Source organism: Enterococcus sp. DIV2449a, from assembly GCF_051711225.1.
Taxonomy (GTDB): domain Bacteria; phylum Bacillota; class Bacilli; order Lactobacillales; family Enterococcaceae; genus Enterococcus_D; species Enterococcus_D casseliflavus.
Genome location: NZ_JBIOME010000001.1, coordinates 2,601,953 through 2,628,019, shown reverse-complemented (window position 1 = coordinate 2,628,019; position 26,067 = coordinate 2,601,953). Strand labels below are relative to the sequence as shown.

General features: G+C 42.3%; 24 protein-coding genes and 2 pseudogenes. 25 read left to right on the top strand and 1 reads right to left on the bottom strand.

Going from position 1 to position 26,067, the window contains the following annotated elements; genetic code table 11:
• Positions 1 to 73 precede the first annotated feature (73 nt).
• The 9 genes and pseudogenes from IGI76_RS12505 (at position 74) to cls (ending at position 10,218) form a co-directional block, all read left to right on the top strand.
• Positions 74 to 1,363 (top strand): carbohydrate ABC transporter permease, encoded by a 1,290-nt coding sequence (locus IGI76_RS12505; protein WP_010749778.1) that lies wholly within the window; start codon positions 74 to 76, stop codon positions 1,361 to 1,363.
• 2 nt (positions 1,364 to 1,365) lie between these two features.
• On the top strand, positions 1,366 to 2,199 hold the full coding sequence (locus IGI76_RS12500; protein WP_016608756.1) for a sugar ABC transporter permease: 834 nt from the start codon (positions 1,366 to 1,368) through the stop codon (positions 2,197 to 2,199).
• 10 nt (positions 2,200 to 2,209) lie between these two features.
• Complete coding sequence (locus IGI76_RS12495; protein ID WP_010749776.1) at positions 2,210 to 3,025, top strand: DUF1189 family protein; 816 nt, start codon at positions 2,210 to 2,212, stop codon at positions 3,023 to 3,025.
• A 248-nt stretch (positions 3,026 to 3,273) separates the two neighbouring features.
• Positions 3,274 to 5,658 (top strand): annotated as a pseudogene (gene secA, locus IGI76_RS12490) (preprotein translocase subunit SecA); the annotation flags it as partial.
• 45 nt (positions 5,659 to 5,703) lie between these two features.
• Positions 5,704 to 5,778 (top strand): annotated as a pseudogene (locus IGI76_RS12485) (SEC-C metal-binding domain-containing protein); the annotation flags it as partial.
• 88 nt (positions 5,779 to 5,866) lie between these two features.
• A protein-coding gene (prfB, locus tag IGI76_RS12480; RefSeq protein ID WP_100214389.1) for a peptide chain release factor 2 occupies positions 5,867 to 6,974 on the top strand; the annotation gives its coding sequence in 2 pieces (ribosomal slippage) (positions 5,867 to 5,938 and positions 5,940 to 6,974; 1,107 coding nt in all).
• Between the two features lie 112 nt (positions 6,975 to 7,086).
• Positions 7,087 to 7,773 carry a cell division ATP-binding protein FtsE gene (gene ftsE / locus IGI76_RS12475; RefSeq protein WP_005228783.1) on the top strand — a complete coding sequence of 229 codons (687 nt, stop codon included), beginning with the start codon at positions 7,087 to 7,089 and terminating at the stop codon, positions 7,771 to 7,773.
• Positions 7,766 to 8,650, top strand: coding sequence for a permease-like cell division protein FtsX (gene ftsX / locus IGI76_RS12470; RefSeq protein WP_010749773.1), 885 nt, complete (start codon positions 7,766 to 7,768; stop codon positions 8,648 to 8,650). Before ftsE ends, ftsX begins: the two co-directional genes overlap by 8 nt.
• Before the next feature lie 122 nt (positions 8,651 to 8,772).
• The gene (cls, locus tag IGI76_RS12465) at positions 8,773 to 10,218 is read left to right on the top strand and encodes a cardiolipin synthase (protein ID WP_231434752.1); all 1,446 of its coding nucleotides are present in this window, start codon (positions 8,773 to 8,775) and stop codon (positions 10,216 to 10,218) included.
• A gap of 64 nt (positions 10,219 to 10,282) precedes the next feature.
• On the opposite strand, the gene IGI76_RS12460 is transcribed toward cls, so the two are convergent.
• The gene (locus IGI76_RS12460; protein WP_005237290.1) at positions 10,283 to 10,402 is read right to left on the bottom strand and encodes a DUF4044 domain-containing protein; all 120 of its coding nucleotides are present in this window, start codon (positions 10,400 to 10,402) and stop codon (positions 10,283 to 10,285) included.
• 332 nt (positions 10,403 to 10,734) lie between these two features.
• Between IGI76_RS12460 and IGI76_RS12455 the strand changes: the two genes are divergently transcribed.
• The 16 genes from IGI76_RS12455 to IGI76_RS12380 all read left to right on the top strand — a co-directional run bounded on the left by IGI76_RS12455 (position 10,735) and on the right by IGI76_RS12380 (position 25,845).
• Positions 10,735 to 11,103, top strand: a complete 369-nt coding sequence (locus tag IGI76_RS12455; RefSeq protein WP_005228786.1) for a DUF3397 domain-containing protein — start codon at positions 10,735 to 10,737, stop codon at positions 11,101 to 11,103.
• Between the two features lie 198 nt (positions 11,104 to 11,301).
• A complete protein-coding gene (gene mraZ / locus IGI76_RS12450; protein ID WP_005228792.1) occupies positions 11,302 to 11,733 on the top strand; it encodes a division/cell wall cluster transcriptional repressor MraZ in 432 nt (143 codons plus the stop codon).
• 25 nt (positions 11,734 to 11,758) lie between these two features.
• On the top strand, positions 11,759 to 12,718 hold the full coding sequence (gene rsmH, locus IGI76_RS12445) for a 16S rRNA (cytosine(1402)-N(4))-methyltransferase RsmH (RefSeq protein WP_010749771.1): 960 nt from the start codon (positions 11,759 to 11,761) through the stop codon (positions 12,716 to 12,718).
• Positions 12,719 to 12,723: 5 nt separating this feature from the next.
• Complete coding sequence (gene ftsL / locus IGI76_RS12440; RefSeq protein ID WP_005228796.1) at positions 12,724 to 13,143, top strand: cell division protein FtsL; 420 nt, start codon at positions 12,724 to 12,726, stop codon at positions 13,141 to 13,143.
• Positions 13,144 to 15,339, top strand: a complete 2,196-nt coding sequence (locus IGI76_RS12435) for a penicillin-binding transpeptidase domain-containing protein (RefSeq protein ID WP_333718663.1) — start codon at positions 13,144 to 13,146, stop codon at positions 15,337 to 15,339.
• Positions 15,340 to 15,358: 19 nt separating this feature from the next.
• On the top strand, positions 15,359 to 16,321 hold the full coding sequence (mraY, locus tag IGI76_RS12430) for a phospho-N-acetylmuramoyl-pentapeptide-transferase (protein ID WP_010749769.1): 963 nt from the start codon (positions 15,359 to 15,361) through the stop codon (positions 16,319 to 16,321).
• A gap of 12 nt (positions 16,322 to 16,333) precedes the next feature.
• Positions 16,334 to 17,692 (top strand): UDP-N-acetylmuramoyl-L-alanine--D-glutamate ligase, encoded by a 1,359-nt coding sequence (gene murD, locus IGI76_RS12425; protein ID WP_231434751.1) that lies wholly within the window; start codon positions 16,334 to 16,336, stop codon positions 17,690 to 17,692.
• 15 nt (positions 17,693 to 17,707) lie between these two features.
• On the top strand, positions 17,708 to 18,802 hold the full coding sequence (gene murG, locus IGI76_RS12420) for an undecaprenyldiphospho-muramoylpentapeptide beta-N-acetylglucosaminyltransferase (protein WP_010749767.1): 1,095 nt from the start codon (positions 17,708 to 17,710) through the stop codon (positions 18,800 to 18,802).
• An 86-nt stretch (positions 18,803 to 18,888) separates the two neighbouring features.
• A complete protein-coding gene (locus IGI76_RS12415; protein WP_128487821.1) occupies positions 18,889 to 19,872 on the top strand; it encodes a cell division protein FtsQ/DivIB in 984 nt (327 codons plus the stop codon).
• A 153-nt stretch (positions 19,873 to 20,025) separates the two neighbouring features.
• Positions 20,026 to 21,348 carry a cell division protein FtsA gene (ftsA, locus tag IGI76_RS12410; RefSeq protein ID WP_005228814.1) on the top strand — a complete coding sequence of 441 codons (1,323 nt, stop codon included), beginning with the start codon at positions 20,026 to 20,028 and terminating at the stop codon, positions 21,346 to 21,348.
• Positions 21,349 to 21,379: 31 nt separating this feature from the next.
• Complete coding sequence (ftsZ, locus tag IGI76_RS12405) at positions 21,380 to 22,624, top strand: cell division protein FtsZ (RefSeq protein ID WP_005228816.1); 1,245 nt, start codon at positions 21,380 to 21,382, stop codon at positions 22,622 to 22,624.
• Positions 22,625 to 22,636: 12 nt separating this feature from the next.
• Positions 22,637 to 23,308 (top strand): YggS family pyridoxal phosphate-dependent enzyme, encoded by a 672-nt coding sequence (locus IGI76_RS12400; RefSeq protein WP_333718662.1) that lies wholly within the window; start codon positions 22,637 to 22,639, stop codon positions 23,306 to 23,308.
• A 16-nt stretch (positions 23,309 to 23,324) separates the two neighbouring features.
• Positions 23,325 to 23,978 carry a cell division protein SepF gene (locus IGI76_RS12395; protein ID WP_010749764.1) on the top strand — a complete coding sequence of 218 codons (654 nt, stop codon included), beginning with the start codon at positions 23,325 to 23,327 and terminating at the stop codon, positions 23,976 to 23,978.
• Between the two features lie 26 nt (positions 23,979 to 24,004).
• Positions 24,005 to 24,268: a YggT family protein gene (locus IGI76_RS12390; RefSeq protein ID WP_005228822.1), complete on the top strand. Its 264-nt coding sequence runs from the start codon at positions 24,005 to 24,007 to the stop codon at positions 24,266 to 24,268.
• An 18-nt stretch (positions 24,269 to 24,286) separates the two neighbouring features.
• Positions 24,287 to 25,069 (top strand): RNA-binding protein, encoded by a 783-nt coding sequence (locus IGI76_RS12385; protein ID WP_005228823.1) that lies wholly within the window; start codon positions 24,287 to 24,289, stop codon positions 25,067 to 25,069.
• A gap of 20 nt (positions 25,070 to 25,089) precedes the next feature.
• Positions 25,090 to 25,845, top strand: a complete 756-nt coding sequence (locus IGI76_RS12380) for a DivIVA domain-containing protein (protein WP_005228824.1) — start codon at positions 25,090 to 25,092, stop codon at positions 25,843 to 25,845.
• Positions 25,846 to 26,067: the final 222 nt, after the last annotated feature.

Genomic DNA, 26,067 nt, shown 5'->3' with positions numbered 1-26,067 from the left:
AAATTGCTTGACGAGATTGTTTTCTATCGATCGTCGGCCGCTTGGCAGACTTTCGATTTTAAGGAGGATACATATGAGGACGAATTCACAAGCCATGCAGACAGCGCTTCTTTCAATCATCCCTGGTGGGGGACAATTCAAAAATGGTCAGAAATTCAAAGCGGGTCTCTTTTTTGCAGCCTTTCTGATTTTTCTGGTCGAAATGCTTTTGTTTGGTGGACAAGCACTTTATAACTTTGTCACACTCGGATCAGTACCGATGGAAGACAACTCTTTGTTCTTGTTGATTGAAGGAACACTGCAGGTCATCGTTACCGTTATTTTCATTATCTTTTGGGTTTTAAATATCAAAGATGCTTATCAGGTTCGGCAAAGCATTGAAAAAGGCTTCCCGGTAGCTGTTACGAGAAAAGAATTTTTCAAAAAATTATACGAAGATGGGTTCGCGTACTTACTGACGATCCCTGCCTACTTGGTAATGATCGTAGCAATTATTTTTCCAGTAATGGTGACGCTCTTTATGGCATTTACCAACTATGATTTTCGACACATTCCGCCAGCAAACTTAATCGACTGGATCGGTTTTTCGAATTTCACGAATATCTTCACCTTAAGTTCTTACCGCGACACCTTTGTAAAAGTATTCAGTTGGACGGTGATTTGGACCGTTTTAGCAACCACCTTGCAAATTACACTCGGCATACTGACAGCAGTTGTTGCCAACCAAAAATTTGTGAAGTTTCGTCGCGTCTTTGGGGTGATTTTCTTGCTTCCTTGGGCGGTGCCAGCGTTTATCACAATCATGAGTTTTTCAAATATGTTTAATGATACCGCAGGAGCGATCAATACGCAGGTGATCCCGCTATTGAACAATCTGCCTTTTGTGGATATTGGGAACATTGCTTGGAAGACTGATCCGTTTTGGACGAAAACGGCGATTATTTTGATTCAGGGTTGGTTAGGGTTTCCTTACATCTATGTAATGGTTTCGGGGATTTTACAATCCATTTCCGAAGATTTGTATGAAGCAGCAAAAATGGATGGAGCCAATGCGTTGCAGCGTTTTCGGAACATTACGCTGCCGGCAATCTTTTTGGTAGCAGCCCCAACCTTCGTTACGCAATATACAGGGAACTTTAATAACTTCTCGATGATCTATCTATTTAACGAAGGTGGACCAGGGAGTTTAGGCGGAAATGCTGGATCGACAGATATTTTGATTTCATGGATCTACAAACTGACGACCGGCGGCTCACCACAATATTCGATTGCTTCTGCATTGACCTTGATCATTTCCTTTGTGGTGATCTCCATTTCATTACTGGTGTTTAAAAAGACGAATGCATTTAATATGGAGGATTGAGGATGAAAAAGAAGAAGTTTTCTTTCAGCAAATTATTTACCTACTTGTTTATGATCGCGTTATCGATCATTATCATCTATCCCTTGTTGATTACCGCAACCTCAGCCTTCAAGGCAGGGAACATGATCGCTTTTCGCTTAGATTTTGATGCGGATTGGACATTGAACAACTTTCGACGTTTATTCAATGAAACCCCGTATTTGACATGGTATAAAAACACCTTGATCGTGGCCGTTTCGACGATGATCATTCAAGTAATGATCGTAACGTTAGCAGGGTATACTTACAGTCGTTACCGTTTTGCTGGTCGTAAAAGTAGTCTGATGGTGTTCTTGATCGTTCAAATGGTACCGACAATGTCGGCGTTGACCGCTTTTTATGTTATGGGCTTATTAGCAAACGGTCTAGATAGCTTCTGGTTCTTGACACTGATTTATATCGGTGGTGGGATTCCGATGAATACTTGGCTGATGAAGGGGTACTTTGATACGGTACCCATCGACTTGGATGAATCAGCAAAACTTGATGGTGCAGGGCATTTTCGTATCTTTTGGCAAATCGTTTTGCCCCTCGTAAAACCAATGGTTGCCGTCCAAGCATTGTGGGCCTTTATGGGACCATTCGGCGAATTCTTGCTGGCGCGATTCTTGCTTCGCTCACAAGAGCGTTTGACCGTCGCAGTCGGGCTACAAACCTTTATCAATGATGCCCGTAACCAACGGGTCGCACTCTTTGCGGCAGGGGCGATTTTGATCGCCGTACCGATCGCTGCACTGTTTTTCTTCTTACAAAAATACTTTGTTTCAGGTTTGACCTCTGGCGGAACAAAAGGATAGGAATGATAGGATGTCTGAACAACGATTTCCCTTAACGTACTTTGGGGCCATTTTTTCTCCAACAAAAGTCTATGCATGGCGTAAAAAATTAAATCGCTGGCAGCAAGTGTTCGTCTATGTTTTCTTGATGTCCTTGCTGATGATCCCGTTGACCTTAATGATCAGCAAGCAAACGGATCAAGCCTTTGCGGCATTTTTTCCCCATGCAAAAACACTCGTGACGGCAGAAACGGCAGCAAAATACAATGAGTTGCAGCTGGAAGATGGCAAACTTTTAGCGGATGAGTCACAAGTCTTTTCCCAAACAGAAGCGGGGATCATAGGCGTTGCGCTTTCAGAAGCGGCTCTTGAAAAAGCAAAATACGCCATCAATTTTCGGGAAACAGACTGGACCATCAAAGAAGAAATCGATGGACAAACTTATCACTATGAAATGCGTTACACGGCGGAAATGGCACCTGATCAAGTAGATGATGCGGCTTCGTTTCAAAAAGCAATCGAAGACGGCTTCTATCGCAACAACGAGACAGCGATTTTCTTCAGTCAGACGATCACAGTGGCATTTTTATTGGTGGCAATGAATAGTATTCTAGTCATAGGCGCAGCGTTTTTCCTTTGGTTGACGAAAAAATCACGACTATCGACAATCGGCAGCTTCAAAGAAAGTACGAACGTGATTTTAAATGCACTGGGGGCAGGCTCTCTCGTTGCGATGTTGGCAGGATTTATTGGCGCTGATATCGTCTTGATGATCGGGATTCAGTCTTTAGGCATGCTACTGATGCTCTTCTTAGCTTTCTTAAAAACCCGTTTTAAAACGGCATAATTTGCAAACCTTCGCAACAAGACGTTTGGGCGTGTGCTGGACTTTCAGCGCCGATCAATGGCTTGTTGCGTGTTTTTTTTCCCGCGTTTCTTTAAAATCTGTGAAAAAAGGTTAAGAATCCGTTTATCACGCAAGATTGATGCGATAGTTCTATCGAAAAATATTTCATTTATGGTGAACTAGTGCTAAAATAGTTAGGAGAGTTTCCAGCTAGGATAATGCAGAAGTAAAAGGAGAATTATTAAGGTATGGCCAATTTTTTTAGAAAATTAATCGAAAACGACAAAAAAGAATTAAAACGTCTTGACCATATTGCGAATCAAGTTGAATCACATGCGGATGAAATGGCCGCTTTATCTGATGAACAATTACGCGGGAAAACCGATGAATTTCGTCGTCGTTTCCAAGAGGGAGAGACTTTGGATAAATTATTACCTGAAGCCTTTGCAGTAGTACGTGAAGCTGCAAAACGCGTTTTGGGCCTTTATCCTTACCACGTCCAATTAATGGGTGGGATCGTCTTGCATGATGGGAATATCCCAGAGATGCGTACGGGTGAAGGGAAAACCTTGACGGCGACATTACCTGTTTATTTGAATGCTTTGAGCGGTCAAGGTGTCCACGTCGTAACTGTCAATGAATACTTGGCAACTCGTGACTCGACTGAGATGGGGGAGCTGTACAACTTTTTAGGGTTGACGGTCGGCTTGAACATTAACTCAAAATCAGCAGAAGAAAAACGTGCGGCATATGCTTGTGACATCACTTATAGTACAAACAATGAATTAGGGTTTGATTATTTGCGGGACAACATGGTGGTTTACCGTCATCAAATGGTACAGCGTCCATTAAACTATGCCATCGTCGATGAGGTCGATTCGATCTTGATCGATGAAGCGAGAACACCGTTGATCATTTCAGGACAAGCAGAAAAATCAACTGCGCTTTACAATCGGGTCGACAATTTTGTCAAACGCTTGACGGAAGAAGAAGACTACAAAATCGATATCCAATCAAAAACGATCGGTTTGACAGAACGTGGGATCGAAAAAGCGGAAGAGACCTTCGGCTTAGAAAACTTGTATGATATTGAAAACACGGCATTGACCCATCACTTGGATCAAGCACTACGAGCGAATTACATTATGATTCGCGATATCGATTATGTCGTGCAAGATGGGAAAGTAATGATCGTTGACCAATTTACAGGTCGGATCATGGATGGTCGCCGATATTCTGATGGGCTCCATCAAGCGATCGAAGCGAAAGAAAGTGTCGAAATCGAAGATGAAACCAAAACGATGGCGACGATCACATTCCAGAACTACTTCCGGATGTACAAAAAACTGTCTGGGATGACCGGTACAGCAAAAACGGAAGAAGAAGAGTTTCGAGAAATCTATAACATGCAAGTCATTCAGATTCCTACAAACAAACCAATCTTACGGGATGATCGTGCGGACTTGCTTTATCCAACGCTTACGAGCAAATTCCAAGCAGTCGTTCAAGACATCAAAGAGCGTCACCGCAAAGGACAACCCGTGCTTGTAGGGACGGTCGCTGTTGAGACTTCTGAATTACTGTCATCGATGCTTGATCGTGAGAAAGTTCCTCATGAAGTATTGAATGCCAAGAATCACTTTAAAGAAGCAGAAATCATTTTGAATGCGGGACAAAAAGGTGCTGTAACGATCGCGACCAATATGGCTGGTCGGGGAACGGATATCAAGTTAGGTCTTGGTGTTGCAGAACTAGGCGGCTTGGCAGTTATCGGTACTGAGCGTCATGAATCACGACGGATCGATAATCAGTTGCGGGGACGTGCGGGACGTCAAGGAGATCCAGGGATGTCGCAATTTTACTTGTCGTTAGAAGATGATTTAATGAAGCGTTTTGGTTCTGAACGAATCAAAGTGTTCTTGGATCGGATGAAGATCGATGAAGGCGACGCCGTGATCCAAAGCAAGATGCTTTCAAAACAAGTAGAATCTGCCCAACGACGAGTGGAAGGCAATAACTACGATACTCGGAAAAACGTCTTGCAATACGATGACGTGATGCGAGAACAGCGGGAAGTTATTTACGGACAACGTCAAGAAGTGATCATGGAAGAAACGGATCTTTCACCACAATTAATGAATATGGTGAAACGTTCCATCAGCCGAGTCGTCGACAGTCATACGCAATTAGAAGAAAGCAATTGGAACTACGAAGGAATCGTTGATTTTGCGGCGAATGCACTTGTTCATGAAGATACTATCAGTATCGAGGACATCAAGGGCAAATCAGCTCAAGAGATCAAAGACTACCTAAACCAACGGGCAGAAGAAGTCTTTGAACAAAAGAAAGCACAACTTAATAGTCCAGAACAATTACTGGAATTTGAAAAAGTCGTCATCTTACGAGTTGTCGATACGAAGTGGACCGACCACATCGATGCTATGGATCAGCTGCGTCAATCGGTTGGGTTACGGGCTTATGGACAAAACAATCCATTAGTTGAGTACCAAACAGAAGGATTCAATATGTTTGAGAACATGGTTGGAGCGATCGAATATGAAGTAACTCGTCTCTTTATGAAGGCAGAGATTCGTCAAAACGTTCAACGGGAACAAGTTGCTCAAGGGGAAGCACAAGGGGTAGAAGAAGCACCTGCTGCCCAAGCACCAAGTTTCAAAAACGTTGGTCGTAACGATCCTTGTCCATGCGGCAGCGGGAAAAAATTCAAGAATTGCCACGGGAAAAATATGTAACACGTTTTGAAAAAGTTGAGAGTAGGCTGGCAGACGTTTTTGTCCAGTCTACTTTCGTTTGTAAGAAAAAAAGAAAGAAGGAATTTTAATGGAAATCGCAGATATTCGGAATCAATTGACCCAGATGAATGAAAAAATAATCAGTTTTAGGGGGTCTCTTTGACTTAGATCAGTTAGAAGAGGACATTGCGGAAGCGGAACACCAAATGGCAGATCCCACCTTTTGGGATGACTCAGAAAAAGCTCAACAAGTCATTAACGCAAACAATGCCAACAAAGAGACCTACGATCAGTTCAATCAGTTAGCAGAAGAATTGGAAGAGCTGGAAGTGATGTTGGAAATGATTCAAGAAGAAGCAGATCCAGAAATGGAAGCAGAACTTGAAGCACGGATCACGAAGCTAAACGAGAAAATGGCGTCTTATGAATTGTCGATGCTGTTAGATGAACCCTATGATCGAAATAACGCCATCATCGAGCTTCATCCTGGTGCAGGCGGTACCGAATCACAAGACTGGGGCAGCATGCTGTTACGGATGTATACTCGTTTTTGCGAACAACACGGGTATCAAGTAGAGACCCTCGACTATCAAGCTGGTGATGAAGCGGGGATCAAAAGTGTCACTTTACTTGTAAAAGGCCACAACGCCTATGGGTATTTGAAATCGGAAAAAGGCGTTCATCGTTTAGTTCGGATCTCACCTTTTGATTCAGCCAAGAGACGGCACACGTCATTTTGCTCGGTGGATGTGATGCCAGAATTAGATGGGGCGATCGATGTGGAAATCAACTCAGATGATTTGAAAATCGATACGTACCGCGCAAGTGGTGCGGGTGGACAGCACATCAACAAAACCGAATCTGCTGTGCGGATCACCCATATTCCGACAGGAACGGTCGTTGCTAGCCAAGCCCAGCGCTCACAATTGAAAAACCGTGAGCAAGCGATGGGGATGTTGAAAGCCAAGCTGTATCAATTAGAAGTGGAAAAGAAAGAGCAAGAGGCAGCAGCCTTGCGAGGCGAGCAGTTAGAAATTGGTTGGGGCTCGCAAATCCGTTCTTATGTCTTCCATCCCTATTCGATGGTCAAAGATCACCGAACGAATTTCGAAACTGGGAATGTACAGGCAGTCATGGATGGCGATTTGGATGGCTTTATCGACGCGTATTTGAAGCTGAAACTGAATCAAAAATAACCTTGTGTGACTTAAACAGATTGAAACATAATTGTAATCTGTTGCAAGCAAGGTGAAATATATTCATGCTATAATAAGCCAGAATGAAAATTTGAGATGGAGAGATAGCTGTATGATAGAAATGAAAGATATAATGAAAAAGTACTCTAATGGTACGACTGCTATCCGTAACCTTTCGATTTCAATTGATCAAGGAGAGTTTGTTTATGTCGTGGGCCCATCGGGTGCCGGTAAATCAACCTTTATCAAATTGATGTATCGGGAAGAAAAAGCAACCAAAGGCGTTTTGAATGTCGCAGGATATGATTTGGTCGGCATGAAAAACCGCGAGATCCCATTGATGCGTCGGGAAATCGGCGTGGTCTTTCAGGATTATAAACTTTTACCACGGAAAACGGTCTTTGAAAATGTTGCTTATGCAATGCAAGTTATCGGCCGCAAACCTCGTGATATCAAAAAACGGGTGATGGAAGTGTTAGATTTGGTCGGCCTGAAACATAAGGTGCGGGTATTTCCAAGTGAGCTTTCCGGTGGGGAACAACAGCGGGTGTCGATTGCTCGTGCCATCGTAAATACGCCGAAAGTATTGATTGCGGATGAACCAACGGGGAATCTAGATCCTGAAAACTCATGGGAAATCATGAAGCTGCTTGATCGGATCAATGCCCAAGGAACAACGGTCGTTATGGCGACCCATAATAGTACGATCGTAAATACGATTCGTCATCGCGTGATCGCGATTGAAAATGGCCGCATTATTCGCGACCAAGCGGAAGGAGAATATGGTTACGATGATTAGAACATTTTTCCGTCATCTCCTGGAGAGTATCAAAAGTTTAAAGCGTAACGGCTGGATGACTATTGCGTCATTGAGTGCGGTTACGATCACACTGACATTAGTCGGTATTTTTCTAGGTGTAATCTTAAATGCAACAAAACTAGCCGAAGACATTCGCGAGAATGTGGACGTTTCGGTTTTCGTTGATATTGGTACGGAACAAGAAGACATGGATGCTTTGGAACAGTCCTTAAATGATCTGCCGAACGTTTCAGAAGTGAAATTTTCTAGCCGAGACGAAGAATTGCAGAAGATCCAAGATGCAATGGGGGATTCATGGAACTTGTTCGAAGGCGACAGCAATCCGCTGTATAACGTGTTTGTCGTCAGTGCAACAGATCCAGAGTATACGACAGAGATCGCTGAGCAAGCTGGCGAATTGCCAAATGTTTTCAAAGCCGATTACGGCGGAGATTCTTCTGACCGAATCTTTGAATTGTCTGCTGCTGTGCGGACTTGGGGCTTAGCTGCTGCTGTCTTATTGATTTTTGTGGCAATGTTCCTGATCTCTAATACGATTCGGATCACGATTTTGTCTCGTCAAAGAGAAATTCAGATCATGCGTCTGGTGGGGGCGAAAAACGGATACATTCGTTGGCCATTCTTCCTTGAAGGCGGCTGGATCGGACTCTTAGGTTCGATCGTTCCGATTGCATTAATGTACTTCGGCTACCACCAAGTTTATGCAATGGTCAATCCATCCTTACTGCGTTCAAATTACAGTTTAATTGCACCAAATATGTTTCTATTACAAGTTTGCGGTGTAATGGCGCTGATTGGGATCGTGATCGGTTCACTTGGTTCCGTCTTATCAATGCGCCGTTTCTTAAAATTCTAAACCGATGTTTTTTTAGTCGATCGTCAAGATCGGCTTTTTTTGTTTCATCACAGTGTTTCTTTACTTTAGGTACTATTTTTTGATATGCTTTAGTAGCGGGAAATCGGGGAAGAGGTGGAGAAATGGTTGTAATGGATAATTTGGTAACCATTTTATTTATAGTCAATATTTTGTTATCAATCATTATCATTTTCAGAGAAAGGCGGCAGACTGCTCAAACGTGGGCCTGGCTTTTGGTCTTGATGTTCATTCCAATCGTTGGCTTTGTGCTTTACTTTTTCTTTGGTAGAGGGATCTCTAAAGAAAAGATCTTTGATATGCGCTCACAGGCAAAGGTGGGGCTGAATGTTGAATTAGAAGAACAAAAACAAGCCCTCGCTCGTCAGCTGTTTCCGCATCCGCCGACCGCGCAGGTAGAAGTGCAGAAGCTGGTCTACCTGTTGACAGTCTTTGGGCAATCCCTGTATACGACAGCGAATAGTATGACGCTTTATACTGACGGACGGCAGAAATTTGATGCCTTGATCGCGGATATCGAACAGGCAAAAAATCACATTCATATGGAATATTACATTTATCGCAGTGATACATTGGGAAATGAAGTCAAAGAGGCACTGGTGCGCGCGGCGAAGCGGGGCGTAAAAGTAAGAGTCTTATTAGATGCTTGGGGCAGCACCCAAGTATCATTGAAGTTTTTTGATGAGTTGCGTCTACATGGCGGTCAAATTGCCTTCTTCTTTCCTTTATTCGTTCCTTATGTCAATCCGCGAATCAATTATCGAAATCATCGGAAAATCGTGGTGATCGATGGAGAAATTGGCTATACAGGCGGTTTTAATGTGGGAGATGAATATCTAGGGCAAGTGGAAAAATTCGGTTATTGGCGAGACAATCACTTGCGAATTGCCGGTTCCGCTGTCTATTCGCTGCAAAATCGGTTTTTGATGGATTGGAATTCACAACATGCGTTGGAGATCAAATATGATCCTTCCTTGTTTCCTGAAATCAAACAAGTCGGGACAATTGCAGCCCAAGTCATCACGAGTGGTCCTGATACGGAACATGAAGAAATCAAAATGACCTATCTGAAAATGATCAACTTAGCCAAAAAGGAAATCTTGATCCAAACACCTTATTATATTCCGGATGAAGCCATTCACAATGCCTTGAAGTTGGCACTGCTTTCTGGGGTGAAAGTTCATATACAAATCCCTAACAAACCGGATCATCCCTTGGTATATTGGGCGACCTATTCCTTTGCGGCTGAGCTGCTGCATTTTGGGGCAGTCATCGAAACTTATGAGAAAGGGTTTATGCATGCAAAAACGATGATCATTGACAGTGGGCTCGTTTCGATTGGTTCAGCAAATATCGATGTTCGTTCGTTTCGTTTAGACTTTGAGGTCAATACGATCATCTATGATGCACAACTCGCAACGCAAACGAAGGAAGCGTTTCTGGCGGATTCGATCGATTCCAAGCACTTAACGATCGAAGCGTATCAGCAAAGAAAGCTGACGATCAAAATCAAAGAAGGCTTGGCACGCCTTGTGTCACCCTTGCTGTAAAAAAAGTGCCCTTTTCCAAAAGATGGAAGCCATCATTTTGGAAAAGGGCACTTTTTTAATAGGATTAACCCATAATACTTGTGTATGCTGCTAAGAAAATCGAGCCAACAGTGAGAATAAGCATGGTCCAGATCACGACTTGCGTGATTTTTGCAAAGGTACTTTTTGGTTTTTTCTCGTTCATTCTAATCCACCTTTTAGAGTTATTCTAGTGACAGTTTACCCTCAAATACACAAGAACTCAAGTTGAACCAAGGAGAAATTAAGAAATTTTCAATTTCAGGACAAAAAAAATCATTAGAATGGCAAGATAGACTTGTTGAAGATACGCCCTTCTGTTTTAATAGGTAAAGAAATGCATTCTTCAAGACTTTCAAAAGTCAGTTGGTGAACAAAGAGGCTCCTTAAAAAATTTCATGACTGTCTTATTCCAGCTCAGATTTTTAAAAGAACTGAAACACGGATGTAAAGAAAATAAAGTATAGTGACACTAGTTGTTAGAAAGGATTTTGCTGTATGTCTGGATTTAATCCAATCGTTTTGTTTTGGTATATCTTCCCTGTGCTCGTCTATTTCGCCTGTCGGTTTATTGTTTCCGCGTTGTCCTTGAATGATCGTTACCACGTGAAGGCACCGGATTTAGCAGTACCGTTTTTGATGGTCGGGATTCATCAATTATCAAAGTATACTTTTGATCAAGCGATCACATTGTATTATTTGATCTCCATTTTTTTATTAGGGATTCTGCTGGCAGTTTTTCAGGCATATTACTATGAGGAGATCCAATATGGTCGCTATTTAAAGATGTATTGGCGTAGTATTTTTCTATTTACGATCATTTTTCATGTCGTTTTGATCATTCTAAATATTGTTAGTTACTTATAGTGTTTTGACTCTTGATAAACGCCCATTTTTTCACTTAAAGTTTTTTTAAAAACTTTAAGTAGTCGGTTTTCCTCTTTTTCCTCATTTGGTAAAGAAAAGTCAAACAACTTCCCTTTCAAATTTCATATAATTTGTGGTAGAAAGTGGGGGATTGTGGTAGACTGTGAATATCAGGTGGAGATCGGGGGTTATTTATCGATGTTTATGGGTGAATTTCAACATTCGATAGATGCAAAAGGCCGACTAATCGTCCCTTCAAAACTACGAGAAAAACTCGGAGAAAAATTTGTTGTGACACGTGGATTAGATGGCTGTTTATTTGGCTACCCCTTATCTGAATGGGAAAAACTTGAAGAAAAACTAAACGAAATGCCTTTAGCGAAAAAGGACGCTCGGACATTTGTCCGCTTCTTTTATTCTGCTGCAACAGAGTGCGAAATCGATAAACAAGGACGAATCAATATCCCTGTTACATTGAGAAATCATGCAGACCTTACCAAAAGCTGTGTGATCATCGGCGTTTCAAACCGAATCGAGATTTGGGATGAAACGCGTTGGCAAGCATTCTCTGAAGAAGCAGAAGAAAACTTTGATGAAATTGCTGAAACAATGATTGATTTTGGCTTATAGGCTTGATAGGAAGAGGAAAAAACACATGGCAGATTTTCAACACTACACCGTTATGCTACAGGAGACCGTTGATGGGTTAAAGATTCGTCCAGAAGGCGTCTATGTCGATTGTACATTAGGTGGAGCCGGTCATAGTGAATATTTATTGTCGCAACTGTCTGAAGAGGGACATCTCTTTGCTTTTGATCAAGACCAAACTGCTATCGATCATGCGAAAGAACGTTTAGCACCATATGTTGCTAAAGGAATGGTTACGTTCATTAAAAGTAATTTCCGCTATTTAAAGGAAGCATTGCATCAACACGGTGTGAGCCGAGTCGATGGGATTTTGTACGATTTAGGTGTTTCCTCACCCCAATTAGATGAAGCCGAACGCGGCTTTAGCTACCACCAAGATGCACCGCTGGATATGCGGATGGATCAAACTGCAACATTGACTGCCTATGAAGTAGTCAATCAATTCGACTACCACCAATTAGTCAAAATCTTCTTCCGTTATGGAGAAGAAAAATTCTCGAAACAAATCGCTCGTGAAATCGAGCGGGTGCGACAAGATCATCCAATCGAAACAACGGGTGAGTTGGTCGATATCATCAAAACAGCCATTCCGGCGCCAGCAAGAAGAAAAGGCGGACACCCTGCAAAACGGGTTTTCCAAGCCATTCGCATTGCAGTCAATGATGAGCTAGGTGTGATTGAAGAATCACTTGAACAAGCGATTCATCTTTTAGCAGTCAACGGACGTGTGAGTGTCATCACGTTTCACTCTTTAGAAGATCGCATCGTGAAATCGATGTTCAAGGAATACAGCACACCGAAGGATATGCCGCCAGGTTTGCCGATGATACCAGAAGAATTCCAACCAACACTTAAACTTATAACAAGAAAACCACTTCTTCCAACTGAGGAAGAAGTAGCTGAAAATAATCGTTCTCGCAGTGCGAAACTGCGAATCGCGGAAAAAATCAAGGAAAGCGAAGGGTAACAACTATGGCAGAACTAAAAGTTCATGACTATGAATTCAGAGAACCACTTGAATCACAACCTATGGAACACTCTGAACCGACAACTGAAAAACTGCCTACTGATCCCCAGCGTCCTGAGGTCATCCGCGTACCAGCATCTCCGGCTCGTCGGTTAAAAAGCATTTCTACTCTGGAAAAACTGATCGCTGCCTTTGTGATCATCTCTGTATTGACGTTGGCGATCTTGACCATCAATATTCGAACCAATATCAGTCAAGTCGAACACGATATTTCTTTGATCCAATCGGATATCAATGAAAAAACAACACAAGCAGAACAGTTGGAACAAGAGAAAAATGAACTTTCTAAAACCGAGCGCATCCAAAAGATTGCTGAGGATAATGGATTGTCGATCGATGACGGCAATTTAAGGAAAGTGGACTAAATGAAGTTAACAGATAAATTCAAGCAATACTTAAAAAAGAACAATCAAACTACAACGAACAATCGCAAAAAAGTAGGTATTATTCTCTTTGCTACGAGTATTGGATTGTTCTTTTTGTTTGTCACGCGTTTGAGCTACATCGTCATTGTCGGAGATGTCGCTGGGACTTCCTTAGCTGAAAAAACGAAAAATCTTTATGAAGGCAGTGAAGTCATCAAAGCGAAACGTGGAACGATCTATGACCGCAATGGGATTCCAATTGCTGAAGATGTGACTTCCTATTCAATTTACGCTGTTTTGAACCAAAATTACAAAGATGGCAAAAAGAATCTTTTTGCAGAAAAAGCAAACTTCAATAAATTGGGCAAAATCTTGTCGGATGTATTGTCCATCGACCAAGAAACAGCAGTCAATACATTAGAAGAAGGGCTTGAGCAACAATTATGGCGTGTTTCTTTTGGAAGCAAAGGGAACAATATTACATTAGAACAAAAGAATGCGATTGAAGATGCAATGGAAAAAGAAGGGATTGCTGGCTTTCATTTTGACAGTCATCCAGCTCGTCTTTATCCGAATGGTGTCTTTTCTTCTCACTTTATCGGGTATGCTGTTGCCAATGATGACGATACTGGTCTAGTTGGGAAAACGGGACTAGAAGCTGCGTACAATGACGTGCTTTCTGGGACCGATGGCGAGATCGTTTATCAAAAAGATAACAATCAAAATCCGTTGCCAGGAACCGTAGCCGAAACTGTTGCAGCGGTGGATGGAAAAGACGTCTATACGACCATCGATAGTCGAATCCAAAGCTACTTGGAAACGCTGATGGACAGTGTCTTTAAAGAAAACAAACCAGAAAACTTAACAGCGAACTTGATGGATGCAAAAACGGGTGAGATCGTGGCGATGGCGCAGCGGCCAACCTATAATCCAGAAAATTTGGATTCCATCAATGATTGGCAAAACCTATTAGTTGAGGACAACTACGAGCCAGGATCAACCATGAAGATCTTGACGACGGCAGCAGCGATCGATCAAGGGATCTTTAATGAAAACGAAACTTTTACCCCAAGCCCTGATGGAATGAAACTTTATGATGCAACCATCAACGACTGGGACTTCGGTCAAAAAGGAACACTGACGATGCGCCAAGCACTTTCATGGTCGAGTAATATTGGAATGGTGACCTTGGAACAGCGAATGGCAGATCGTTGGCAACAATACTTAAAAGAATTTGGTTTTGGTCGCAGTACCTATTCAGGATTGCCTAACGAAAATACTGGGATCACACCAGAGGATAACCCTGTCAGCCAAGCGATGACGTCATTTGGTCAAGCGATTGGTGTGACGAATTTCCAAATGATGCAGGCCTTTACGTCGGTGGCAAATAACGGAACGATGTTAAAACCACAATTTATTAGTAAAATCGTTGATGGCAATACAGGAGAAGAAACGGTCACACAACCAGAAGAAGTTGGCCATCCCATCACAGCAGAAGCGGCAACAAAAGTACGGGAATATATGCGTGATGTTGTCGAAAGTGAAAATTACGGAAGTGCTTATGGTGTCTATGAACTACCGGGCTACAATATTTCCGCGAAAACGGGGACAGCCCAAGTAGCCGATCCAACGACCGGTAAGTATTTGTCTGGTGGTACCAATTATCTGTATTCTGTTGTTTTGATGTTTCCTTCAGAAGAACCTGAATATATTTTGTATTTGACGATTAAATTGCCAGAGAAGCACGAAAGCACCGTGTTGGGTGAAATTGCCAATCCATTGATGAAACGAGTCATGGATCTGAAAAATTCTGCATTAGAAGATAGTACAACCTCTGGTAGTGAAACGACTGTAGGGGATTATCGTAATCTTGATACAGAATCAGCGGCAACTGATGTTCAAAAATCTGGGTTGACCCCTGTTGTCATCGGTGATGGCGAGAAGGTCATCGCACAGTCCGTTGACAGCGGCACTTCGATCATGCCTGGCGGACGGGTACTGCTGATTACGGATAGCGACAAGTATTACATGCCTGATACGACCTCCTGGTCCAAAGCAGATTTGATCAAATTTGGCAGTCTGTTGAATGTGGACGTCAGTTTTGAAGGGGACGGCTATTGTACCAAACAGAGCGTGGAGCCTTATACTGAGTTATCGGGACAATCGATCAAGTTTACACTAAGCGAAAACGAATAGAATAATAGGAGAGAACGATATGGAATGGACAGAGATGATATTACCTTTGGCAAGCGGCTTTGCGATCGTAACAGCCGCAATGCCTTTGTTTATCGGCTATTTTCAAATGAAGAAATACGGACAGGAAATACGTGGTGACGGCCCTAAATGGCATAACGTAAAGGCTGGTACACCAACGATGGGTGGGTTTGTATTTTTGATTTCTGCAATGATCACTGCAATTTGGGTAGGGGCATGGCAAAATCAACTGACTGCTTCATTGTTCATTCTTTTGTTCATTACCTTGGTTTATGGTGCATTAGGATTTCTTGACGATTTCATCAAGATTTTCCGCAAAAGAAATATGGGCTTAAACTCGCTGCAAAAATTGATTGGACAAATTTTAGGCGGACTCGTCTTTTACTTTGTTTTTCGAGCGGAAGGCAATGCAGACGTGTTAAATTTCTTTGGGATCGATGTGCCACTGTCGATCTTTTACGGAGTGTTCGTCATCTTTTGGCTGGTCGGTTTTTCAAATGCAGTCAACTTGACCGACGGTATCGATGGTCTGGTCGCAGGACTGGGCACGATTTCTTTTTCAACTTACGCACTGATTGCTTGGCGGCAAGATCAAATTGATGTATTGATCGTTTGTCTAGCAATCATTGGCGGATTGATCGGCTTCTTTCCGTACAATCGCAAACCGGCTAAAATTTTTATGGGGGATGTCGGCTCGCTGGCTTTAGGCGGTCTGCTGGCAGCAATTTCGATTCTTTTACACCAAGAATGGACCCTCTTGCTTGTCGGACTGGTCTATGTTTGTGAAACAGCAAGCGTGATGCTGCAAGTTGCCTCATTCAAATTAACGGGCAAACGAATCTTCAAGATGTCACCCATCCACCATCATTTTGAAATGAGCGGATGGTCTGAGTGGAAGATCGACACTGTTTTTTGGTGTATTGCGTTAGGTTGCTCGTTGCTCACAATAGCCCTTGTATGGTAGGAGATGAAGAAAATGAAAAAAATTAAAACATATCAAAATAAAAAAGTTCTTGTGCTAGGATTAGCGCGTAGTGGATTCAGTGCGGCCAAATTGTTACATGATTTGGGCGCACTTGTGACCGTTAATGACGGCAAGCCATTTGCTGAAAATCCCGAAGCACAAGATCTTTTGGCGTTAGGGGTCAAAGTGATCACTGGCAGCCACCCAATCGAATTATTGGATGAAGGCTTTTCGTTAGTTGTGAAAAATCCCGGAATCCCTTATTCACAGCCCCTTGTTCAAAAAGCTTTAGAGAAAAAAATTCCTGTAATCACGGAAGTGGAGCTAGCGTATCAAATCTCTGAGGCTCCGATTATCGGCATTACTGGTACGAACGGAAAAACCACCACAACGACCATGATCGCCAATGTCTTAAACGCCGGGATGCAAAAAGGGCAGGCACTGCTTTCTGGGAACATTGGGTTTCCTGCAAGTTCCGTTGCTCAAACGGCCAAAGCGGAAGACCGATTAGTCATGGAATTGTCTAGCTTCCAATTGATGGGGATCGATACTTTGCGACCAAAAATCGCCGTGATCACCAATATTTATGAAGCCCATATCGATTACCATGGCAGTCGTCCAGAGTATGTCCTAGCAAAGTGGCGGTTGCAACAGCGAATGACTGCAGATGATTATTTGGTGATCAACTGGAACCAGCCAGAACTAGAAGCACTGTCGGCAAAATCAAACGCGCAAATCATTCCTTTTTCCACCAAGGAAAAAGTAGCAGGCGCGTACATGCTTGACGGTATCCTCTATTATAAAGAAGAAGTGATCATGGCAGCTGATGAACTTGGCGTGCCAGGAGATCATAATATTGAAAATGCATTAGCAGCGATTGCTGTCGGTAAACTTTGCGATATGCCAAACGAAGCCATTAAGCAAGCGTTACAAACCTTTACAGGCGTGCCCCATCGGACTCAGTATGTCACCACCATCAATCAGGTGAAATTTTTCAATGACTCTAAAGCAACAAACATTCTAGCCACAGAAATGGCATTAGGCGGCTTTGACAATGAGAAACTGATTTTATTGGCAGGTGGTTTGGATCGGGGGAACAGCTTTGATGACTTAGTTCCCGCACTAAAAGGGCTAAAAGCCATCGTGTTGTTTGGTGAAACAAAGGAAAAATTAGCCGCTGCTGCTCAAGCAGCAGGGGTAAAAACAATTGAAATGACAGACCATGTTGAAACAGCCGTCCCATTAGCCTTTTCTTTAAGTGCTGCTGGAGATACGATTTTATTGTCACCTGCGAATGCAAGTTGGGATCAATACCCTAATTTTGAAGTTCGCGGCGACAAATTTATGGCGGCAGTAGCAGAACTTAAATAGAAATGAGTGACGGATATGAAAATACTTGTGACTGGCGGCGGTACTGGCGGACATATTTATCCAGCGTTGTCTTTTGTCGATTATGTAAAAGAGATTGACCCGACAGCCGAATTTTTATACATTGGTGCAACAAGGGGCTTGGAAAATAAAATCGTCCCTCCAACAGGTATTCCTTTTAAAACATTAGAAATCCAAGGCTTTAAGCGTAAGTTGTCCTTCGATAATGTAAAAACGATCCAACTTTTCATGAAAAGTTATTACGCAGCCAAAAAAATCATCAAGGAGTTTCAACCGGATGTGGTGATCGGCACCGGCGGCTACGTTTCTGGCGCGGTGGTCTTTGCTGCAGCGAAGTTGAAAATTCCTACAATTATTCATGAACAAAATAGTGTTCCCGGGATCACGAATAAATTTCTAACCAAATATGTGGATAAAATCGCCATTGCATTTCACGATGCGTCCCAGTACTTTCCAGCGAAAAAAACAGTGCTGGTGGGGAATCCCAGAGGTCAAGAAGTACGCAACAGTCAAAAGTCAGCGATCTTGTCTTCCTACGATTTAAATCCGGCGAAAAAGACGGTCTTGGTTTTTGGTGGGAGTCAAGGAGCACTGAAAATCAATCAAGCGATCATTGATGCGCTGCCGCTGTTTGCTCAAAAAGAGTATCAGCTTCTCTATGCGTCAGGTGAACGGTATTACAAAGAGATCGAAGAAAAAATCGGCATGTCAAAAGATGCCTTTCCTAATATCAGTATTCGCCCTTACATTGATCAGATGGCGGAAGTGATGGCAAATAGTGATTTGTTGATTGGACGAGCAGGAGCCACATCGATCGCAGAATTCACTGCATTAGGGATTCCAGCGATTTTGATTCCTAGTCCTTATGTGACCAATGACCACCAAACGAAGAACGCCCAAAGTTTAGCCAATGCAGGAGCAGTCAAAATGATTGCCGATCATGAACTAAACAGTCAAAACCTCGTGGAAGCAGTAGACAGTATCATGCAAGATGAAGCCCTTCGTAGTAAGATGGCAAAAGCCTCAAAAGAACAAGGGATCAGCGATGCCTCAGAACGATTATTTCGACTTGTGCAAGAGGTAATCAAATAGTACAATGTGTGGGATAGAAAGGAGCGATTATCATTAGTAAAGACAAAACACCTCATGATGATCAAACCCCCTCGTCAACGGAAGAGTTGACCCCTTGGCAAAAAGAAAATCTAAAGTATTTGCAAGAAAAAGGCAATCAGCCAGCTTGGTCTTCTCCTGCTCCTGAAGAAACAGAAGATACGTCCAAAGACCATGAAGACGAGCAAGAAGAAGCGTTTTTTGAAGCAGATGAAGCAATGGAAGAGTCCGTTGATGAGAAGGAAGCATTGCCAGAGCCAGAAAATAAGGCCCGCTCCTTTGCTGATCGGCTGCCTAACCTAAAGGCGTACCGCAACCAAGTGTTGATTCGCCGTTTAGCCTTGATTATTGGATTGTTGATGATTCCTTTATTGATTGTTTTGTATTTCGTTTCGCCCCTTAGTCGTTTGGCGAATGTGGTCGTCAAAGGCAATCATGAAGTATCCGCAGAAGCAATTCTCGAAAATTCGGACCTAACCGTCAATGAAGAGATGTGGCCGCAATTTTTCGAACGTAATCAAAGCGTGTCTGCCATCAAAAAAGAATTGCCACGTATAAAAAATGCCTCAATTTCTCTATCTGGTATCAATCGCTTCGATATCACTGTCACTGAATTTCAAGAAGTTGCTTTACTAGCCCAAGATGGTGGCTATGCGCCGGTTTTAGAAAATGGCGTTGTGTTAGATGAAATCAGTGAGCAGCCAGTGGAAGGATTGCCGGTTTTAGAAAATTTTTCGGCTGAAGATAAAATCAAAGCAACACTTAGTGCCTATCAAGAATTAAGTTCAGAAATTCGCGATGGCGTTTCTCAAATCAAATATACCCCCCGTGACAGCAATGATGAGCTGCTGACTCTCTTTATGAATGATGGCAATCAAGTGATCGTCAACATTTCGAATATGGTGAGTCAAATGCAGTATTATCCGCAAATTGCCAAAGATTTGACCGAGGACAGTATTGTGGATATGGAAGTTGGAATCTTTACTTACCCAATTTCAAATACACAAGAAGACGATGCAGACGAAAATCAAACAGCTGATAGTGATTCTTAGGAAAAATTCAAGAGTTTTTTTCATTAACTTGTTTCTAAAAAGCGCCATTATATGGTAGAATTGGTAACAGTGAACAAATTATTCGAATGAACTCTAAAAACGGACTGTGATGGTTCGCTATATATCCAATTTAAGTAGGAGGGAACCCCATCCATGGCAAAAACGGGAATGTATGTTGGCCTTGATATCGGTACGACATCTGTAAAAGTTGTAGTAGCCGAATACGTTGACAGCCAAATGAATATCATTGGTGTAGGTAATGCAAAATCAGAAGGAATCAACCGTGGGATCATTGTAGATATCGATAAAACGGTACAAGCCATTCAAAGAGCAGTAAGACAAGCAGAAGAAAAAGCAGGAATTCAAATTCGCAGTGTAAGTGTTGGTGTACCAGCCAATCTTCTTGAAGTGGAAAATTGTCAAGGAATGATCGCTGTCAATAGTGAATCAAAAGAGATCACCGACGAAGACGTGCGTAATGTTGCCTCCGCAGCACTCGTTCGTTCTACCCCTCCTGAAAGACAGATCATTGCTATTTTACCGCAGGAATTTACCGTTGATGGTTTTGAAGGAATCAAAGATCCTCGTGGCATGATCGGGGTTCGCCTAGAAATGTTTGGTGTTGTGTATACAGGACCAAAAACCATCATTCACAACATTCGCAAATGTGTTGAAAAATCTGGTTTGATTGTTAATGAAGTAGTCATTACGCCATTAGCACTAACAGAATCGATTTTATCAGACGGTGAAAAAGATTTTGGTACGATCGTCATTGACATTGGTGGCGGCCAAACAACCACAGCAGCGATGCACGACAAGCAATTGAAATTCACCCATGTGAACCAAGAGGGCGGCGAATTTGTCACAAAAGACATTTCGACGGTTTTAAATACCTCTTTCAACAATGCAGAAGCATTGAAGATCAATTATGGGGATGCGTATCCTGAACGCACTTCAGCCAGTGAAGAATTTCCGGTTGATGTGATCGGGAAATCAGAACCAGTGAAAATCGATGAACGCTATTTATCAGAAATCATTGAAGCCCGTATGGAACAAATCTTCACCAAATCAAAAGAAGTCCTAGACGAAATCGATGGGCTTGATTTACCGGGTGGCGTGATCTTGACTGGTGGCGCTGCAAGTCTTCCTGGTGTCGTAGATCTTGCTCAAGAAGTATTCGAAACAAACGTCAAGCTTTACGTTCCTAATCATATGGGACTTAGAAATCCTGTTTTCACGAATGTGATCAGTATCGTTGACTATTCGGCAAACTTAAGCGAAGTGTACCAGCTTGCCAAAAGTGCGATCACTGGTGAAAAAACAGTGGCGCAACAGCCCGTTGCTATTCAACAACAAGAAGTGCATTACGAACAATATGAAGCGCCAGAAGAAACTTATGAAGAAGCAGAAGAAGAGAAAAAAGGTGAGTCGATCACAAACCGAGTAAAAGATTTCTTCTCAAATATCTTTGAATAATCTAAAACGATTCTCAGGAGGAAGATAAATTATGGAATTTTCAATTGATAATAACATCAATGACGGCGCTGTGATCAAAGTCATCGGAGTCGGTGGCGGTGGCGGCAACGCAGTCAATCGTATGATCGAAGAAAATGTCAAGGGCGTAGAATTTATTGCAGCCAACACTGACGTTCAAGCGTTAAAAAACTCAAAAGCAGAAACAGTCATTCAATTAGGCCCTAAATATACCCGCGGACTTGGTGCTGGCTCTCAACCAGAAGTTGGTCAAAAAGCAGCGGAAGAAAGTGAAGATTCTATTCGCGAATCATTAGAAGGCGCAGACATGATTTTCATTACCGCTGGTATGGGTGGCGGAACCGGAACAGGTGCTGCACCGATCGTAGCGAAAATCGCTAAAGAAATCGGCGCGTTGACAGTCGGTGTCGTTACTCGTCCGTTTACATTTGAAGGACCAAAACGTGGCCGTTTTGCGGCTGAAGGCATCGCTAAATTAAAAGAGAATGTCGATACCTTATTGATCATCTCAAACAACCGTTTATTAGAAGTTGTTGACAAGAAAACGCCAATGCTTGAAGCATTCCGTGAAGCCGACAATGTCTTGCGTCAAGGGGTTCAAGGGATCTCAGACTTGATCACTGCACCTGGCTATGTCAACTTAGACTTCGCTGATGTGAAAACAGTAATGGAAAATCAAGGCACAGCCTTGATGGGAATCGGTGTTGCTAGCGGGGAAGAACGTGTGATCGAAGCAACGAAAAAAGCGATCTCTTCACCATTACTAGAAACGTCGATCGATGGCGCAGAACAAGTGCTATTGAACATCACTGGCGGATTGGATATGACTTTATTTGAAGCACAAGATGCTTCTGATATCGTCGCTCATGCGGCAACAGGCGACGTAAACATTATCTTAGGTACATCAATCAATGAAGACTTAGGCGATGAGATCCGTGTGACAGTCATTGCAACCGGCATTGACCCTTCAAAAAAAGAACGGGGTTCTCGCTCTAGCAGACAAAGCCAAGGTCAAATTCATTCTATCCCTCAAAAACCAACATTAGATATGGATCAAGCACGCCCAGCGCAAGCAGAAGAAAGCAATGGCTTTGGTGATTGGGATATCCGCAAAGAACAAAATGTACGACCTAAAGTAGAAGAAAACACATTTGAAAATGTAGAAAAGAAAGAATTCGATACCTTCAGCCGTGATGAAGTACGTTCGAATGATGACGACGAATTAAGCACACCACCATTTTTCCGTCGTAAACGCTAGGGGGCAGAGCACATGATTTCTGAGAACTTGCACAAGATTCAGCAAGAGATACAGGATTCCTGTGCTCTTGTTTCTAGAAATGCCAATGATGTCTGTTTGACAGCTGTGACAAAATCCGTCGATACAGAAACAACAAGAGTCCTTTTAGAAAATGGTGTGCGGGATTGTGCAGAAAATCGAGTAGAAAAACTACTTGAAAAGAAGGCAGCACTAAAGGATTATCCAGATGTCCGTTGGCATTTTATTGGCAATTTGCAACGCAGAAAGGTAAAATCAATTATAAATGAGATTGATTTTTTCCATGCGTTAGATTCAATCAAACTGGCACAAGAAATTCAAAAACGAGCAGAGCATCCGATCAACTGCTTTGTGGAAGTGAATGTTTCGCAGGAAGCAACGAAACAAGGGATTTTTGTTGAAGAGGTAATGGCTTTTATTGAAGCACTTGCTTCGTTCGACAAAATTCGTGTTGTTGGATTGATGACGATGGCCCCGCTCACTGCTTCCAAAGACGAGCAGCATCAGATTTTTAAAGAATTAAAAAGGATTCAACAACAGATCGCTGACCTGCATCTTACACATGCCCCTTGCTTAGAAACGAGTATAGGAATGAGTAATGATTTTCCCATTGCGATTCAAGAAGGTGCAACATTTATTCGTGTAGGAACAGCATTATTTCAATAAAAAAGGAGGTTGACCGATGTCGCTCAAAGAGAAACTGACCAATTTTTTTGGATTGACTGACGAAGAAGATTACTACGAAGAAACATTTGCCACGGAAGAACCGGCACGCACAGCGTCTAAACAAGCTGTGAACCAAGGAGGAGCTTTTACAGCCCCCAGAGCAACCACGAATACGTATGCATCTGGCCAAGCGGCAACACGTACAACAAGTCAACCACAAAATCAAGCCTATCAATACAGACAGCAACCACAAGCAGCTGTCTATCAACAAGCCTCAGCTGCGGCTGAACGGGTAAGACCGGTGACGAAGACGGAAGAAAAAGTCGTTCCGATGGCACAACAAAGAAGCAATACGAGAGTCAAAGAAACAAAAGCAAAAGAAACACCCGCACAAGCAGCTGGTAAAATAACGATCGTAGAGCCACGCGTCTATTCCGAAGCGATGGGGATTGCCAAGCAGGTCATCAATGGGGATGCTGTACTTGTTAATTTTCATTTAATTGAAGAGTACCAAGCTCGTCGAATAGTTGATTTTTTAACAGGAACAGTGTACGCTGAAGATGGTGATATCAAGCGTGTTGGCGATGAAATTTTTCTTTGCACGCCTAAGGGTATGGAAATTGAAGGCACTGCCCAAACATTAGCAGATACCAATTTTTTTGATATCTAAAGTGAGGAGGAACGCCAATTTTATTTTTGAGATTCGTTAAATTACTAAGTGATGCTGTTTATCTGTATACCATTTTATTAGTGATCTATGCACTTTTGTCTTGGTTTCCAGGAGGGTATCAATCCGCTTTTGGCCGTTTCTTAGCAAAAGTGTGTGAACCGTATTTGAGTTTATTTGATCGATTGAAATTAAGTTTTGCTGGTATTGATTTTACGATTGCGTTTGCAATTATCGTCTTACAGCTAGCATCACAAGCATTGATATTGATCTTACAATCAATTTTATTTTAACGTAAGGGGTGGTTATCGGTGAACGCAAATGTCTATCAACATTTTCGAAACGATGAACGCCCTTTTATTGATTCCGCTCAAGGATGGATCGAACAAGTGCAAATGCAGTATGCGCCTTACTTAACTGATTTTTTAGATCCGAGACAAGCGTATATTTTAGAAAGCTTGATTCGTCAATCAACGGATTTAAGCTTCCGCTTTTTTGGTGGTTACGAAGCTGCTGAAAGACGACGTTGTTTGATTTATCCCGATTATTATGAGCCCACCACCGATGAGTTTGACATGACTTTGTTTACGATTCAATACCCGAAAAAATTTACGGTGTTGAGTCATGGAAAAGTTCTAGGCACGTTAATGGGGACTGGAGTCAAGAGGGAATACTTTGGAGACATTCTTTCCGATGGTGAAATATGGCAAGTATTCGTTGCTACTGAAGTCAGTCATTTTATCCAACTCCAAGTGGATAAAATCGGAAACGTCTCGGTGCGCTTGGAAGAAACAAAATACACCGAGTTGATCGTTCCTAAAGATGGCTGGACCGAGGAAAGAGAAACGGTTAGTTCATTGCGTCTTGATACAGTGATCTCTGCCGTATACAACATCTCACGTCAGCGTTCGAAACAGTTGATCGAATCAGGAAAAGTAAAAGTAAACTGGACAGAAGCACTACGACCAGATTTTGTTCTGGATTTACTGGATATCGTTTCAGTAAGAGGATTTGGTCGGATTCAAATACAGGGGTTAGAAGGAACCACGAAAAAAGAAAAAGTTAGATTGTTATTAGGTGTATTACGTAAATAAATCAAAGAGGTGTATAGAATATGGCATTAACTCCATTAGACATTCAAAATAAAAACTTTTCAGTAAAAATGAGAGGATACAACCAAGACGAAGTCGATGACTTTTTGGATATGATCGTCCGCGATTATGAAGAAGCGGTTCAACGCAATCGCGAGTTAGAGAAATCATTGAAACACGCCGAAGAAAAACTAGAGTATTTCAATGAACTGAAAGACGCCTTGAACCAATCCATCATCGTGGCTCAAGATACCGCGGATAAAGTAAAAACAAGCGCAAGCAAAGAATCAGAAGTGATTGTTACGTCTGCCCAAAACCGTGCGGATGAAATGGTTGCTACTGCAGAAAAACATGCCCATGCCTTGATGACCTCAGCGGAAGAAAAAGCCAAAGAGATTTTGACGGATGCAACAGACAATGCCCGTCAATTGGCAACAGAAACAAATGACTTGAAGAAGAAAACCAGAGTCTTCCACAACAACTTATTGGTTATGTTACAAACCCAATTAGAACAAGTGAAGAGCCCCGAGTGGGAAGAGATTTTGGCGCCATTTTCAAGCTACGTACAAGATTCCCATCAAGTAATCAGAGAAGTTTTATCAAAAGAACTTGACAGTGAAAATGGTTCTGGAGTAAACTCAGAAGCAGTGGACACATTTGATGTGGACGTTGTTGAATCAGATGAAAAAATCGTTGATGTAAGCGAAAGCCCTGAAGTGAAAACATTAGATGATGCGAGAAACTTATTAGACGAATTGAACAAAACAGATAACAACTAAGACACAGAACAGAAAAATTTCTTATATTTTTCAAGCGAGTTTGGGAGAGTGGAAGCCAAATAAAACCCTGTAAGAAATCAGATCATCTGTGAGTTGCGTTCTTTAAAGAGCCGATTATCCAAAGACTCAAGTAGAGAACGACGCCTGATCCCGTTACCGATCATCAAAGAATTGTCTAACGACAATAAAAATTTGGGTGGTACCACGAACACGTTCGTCCCT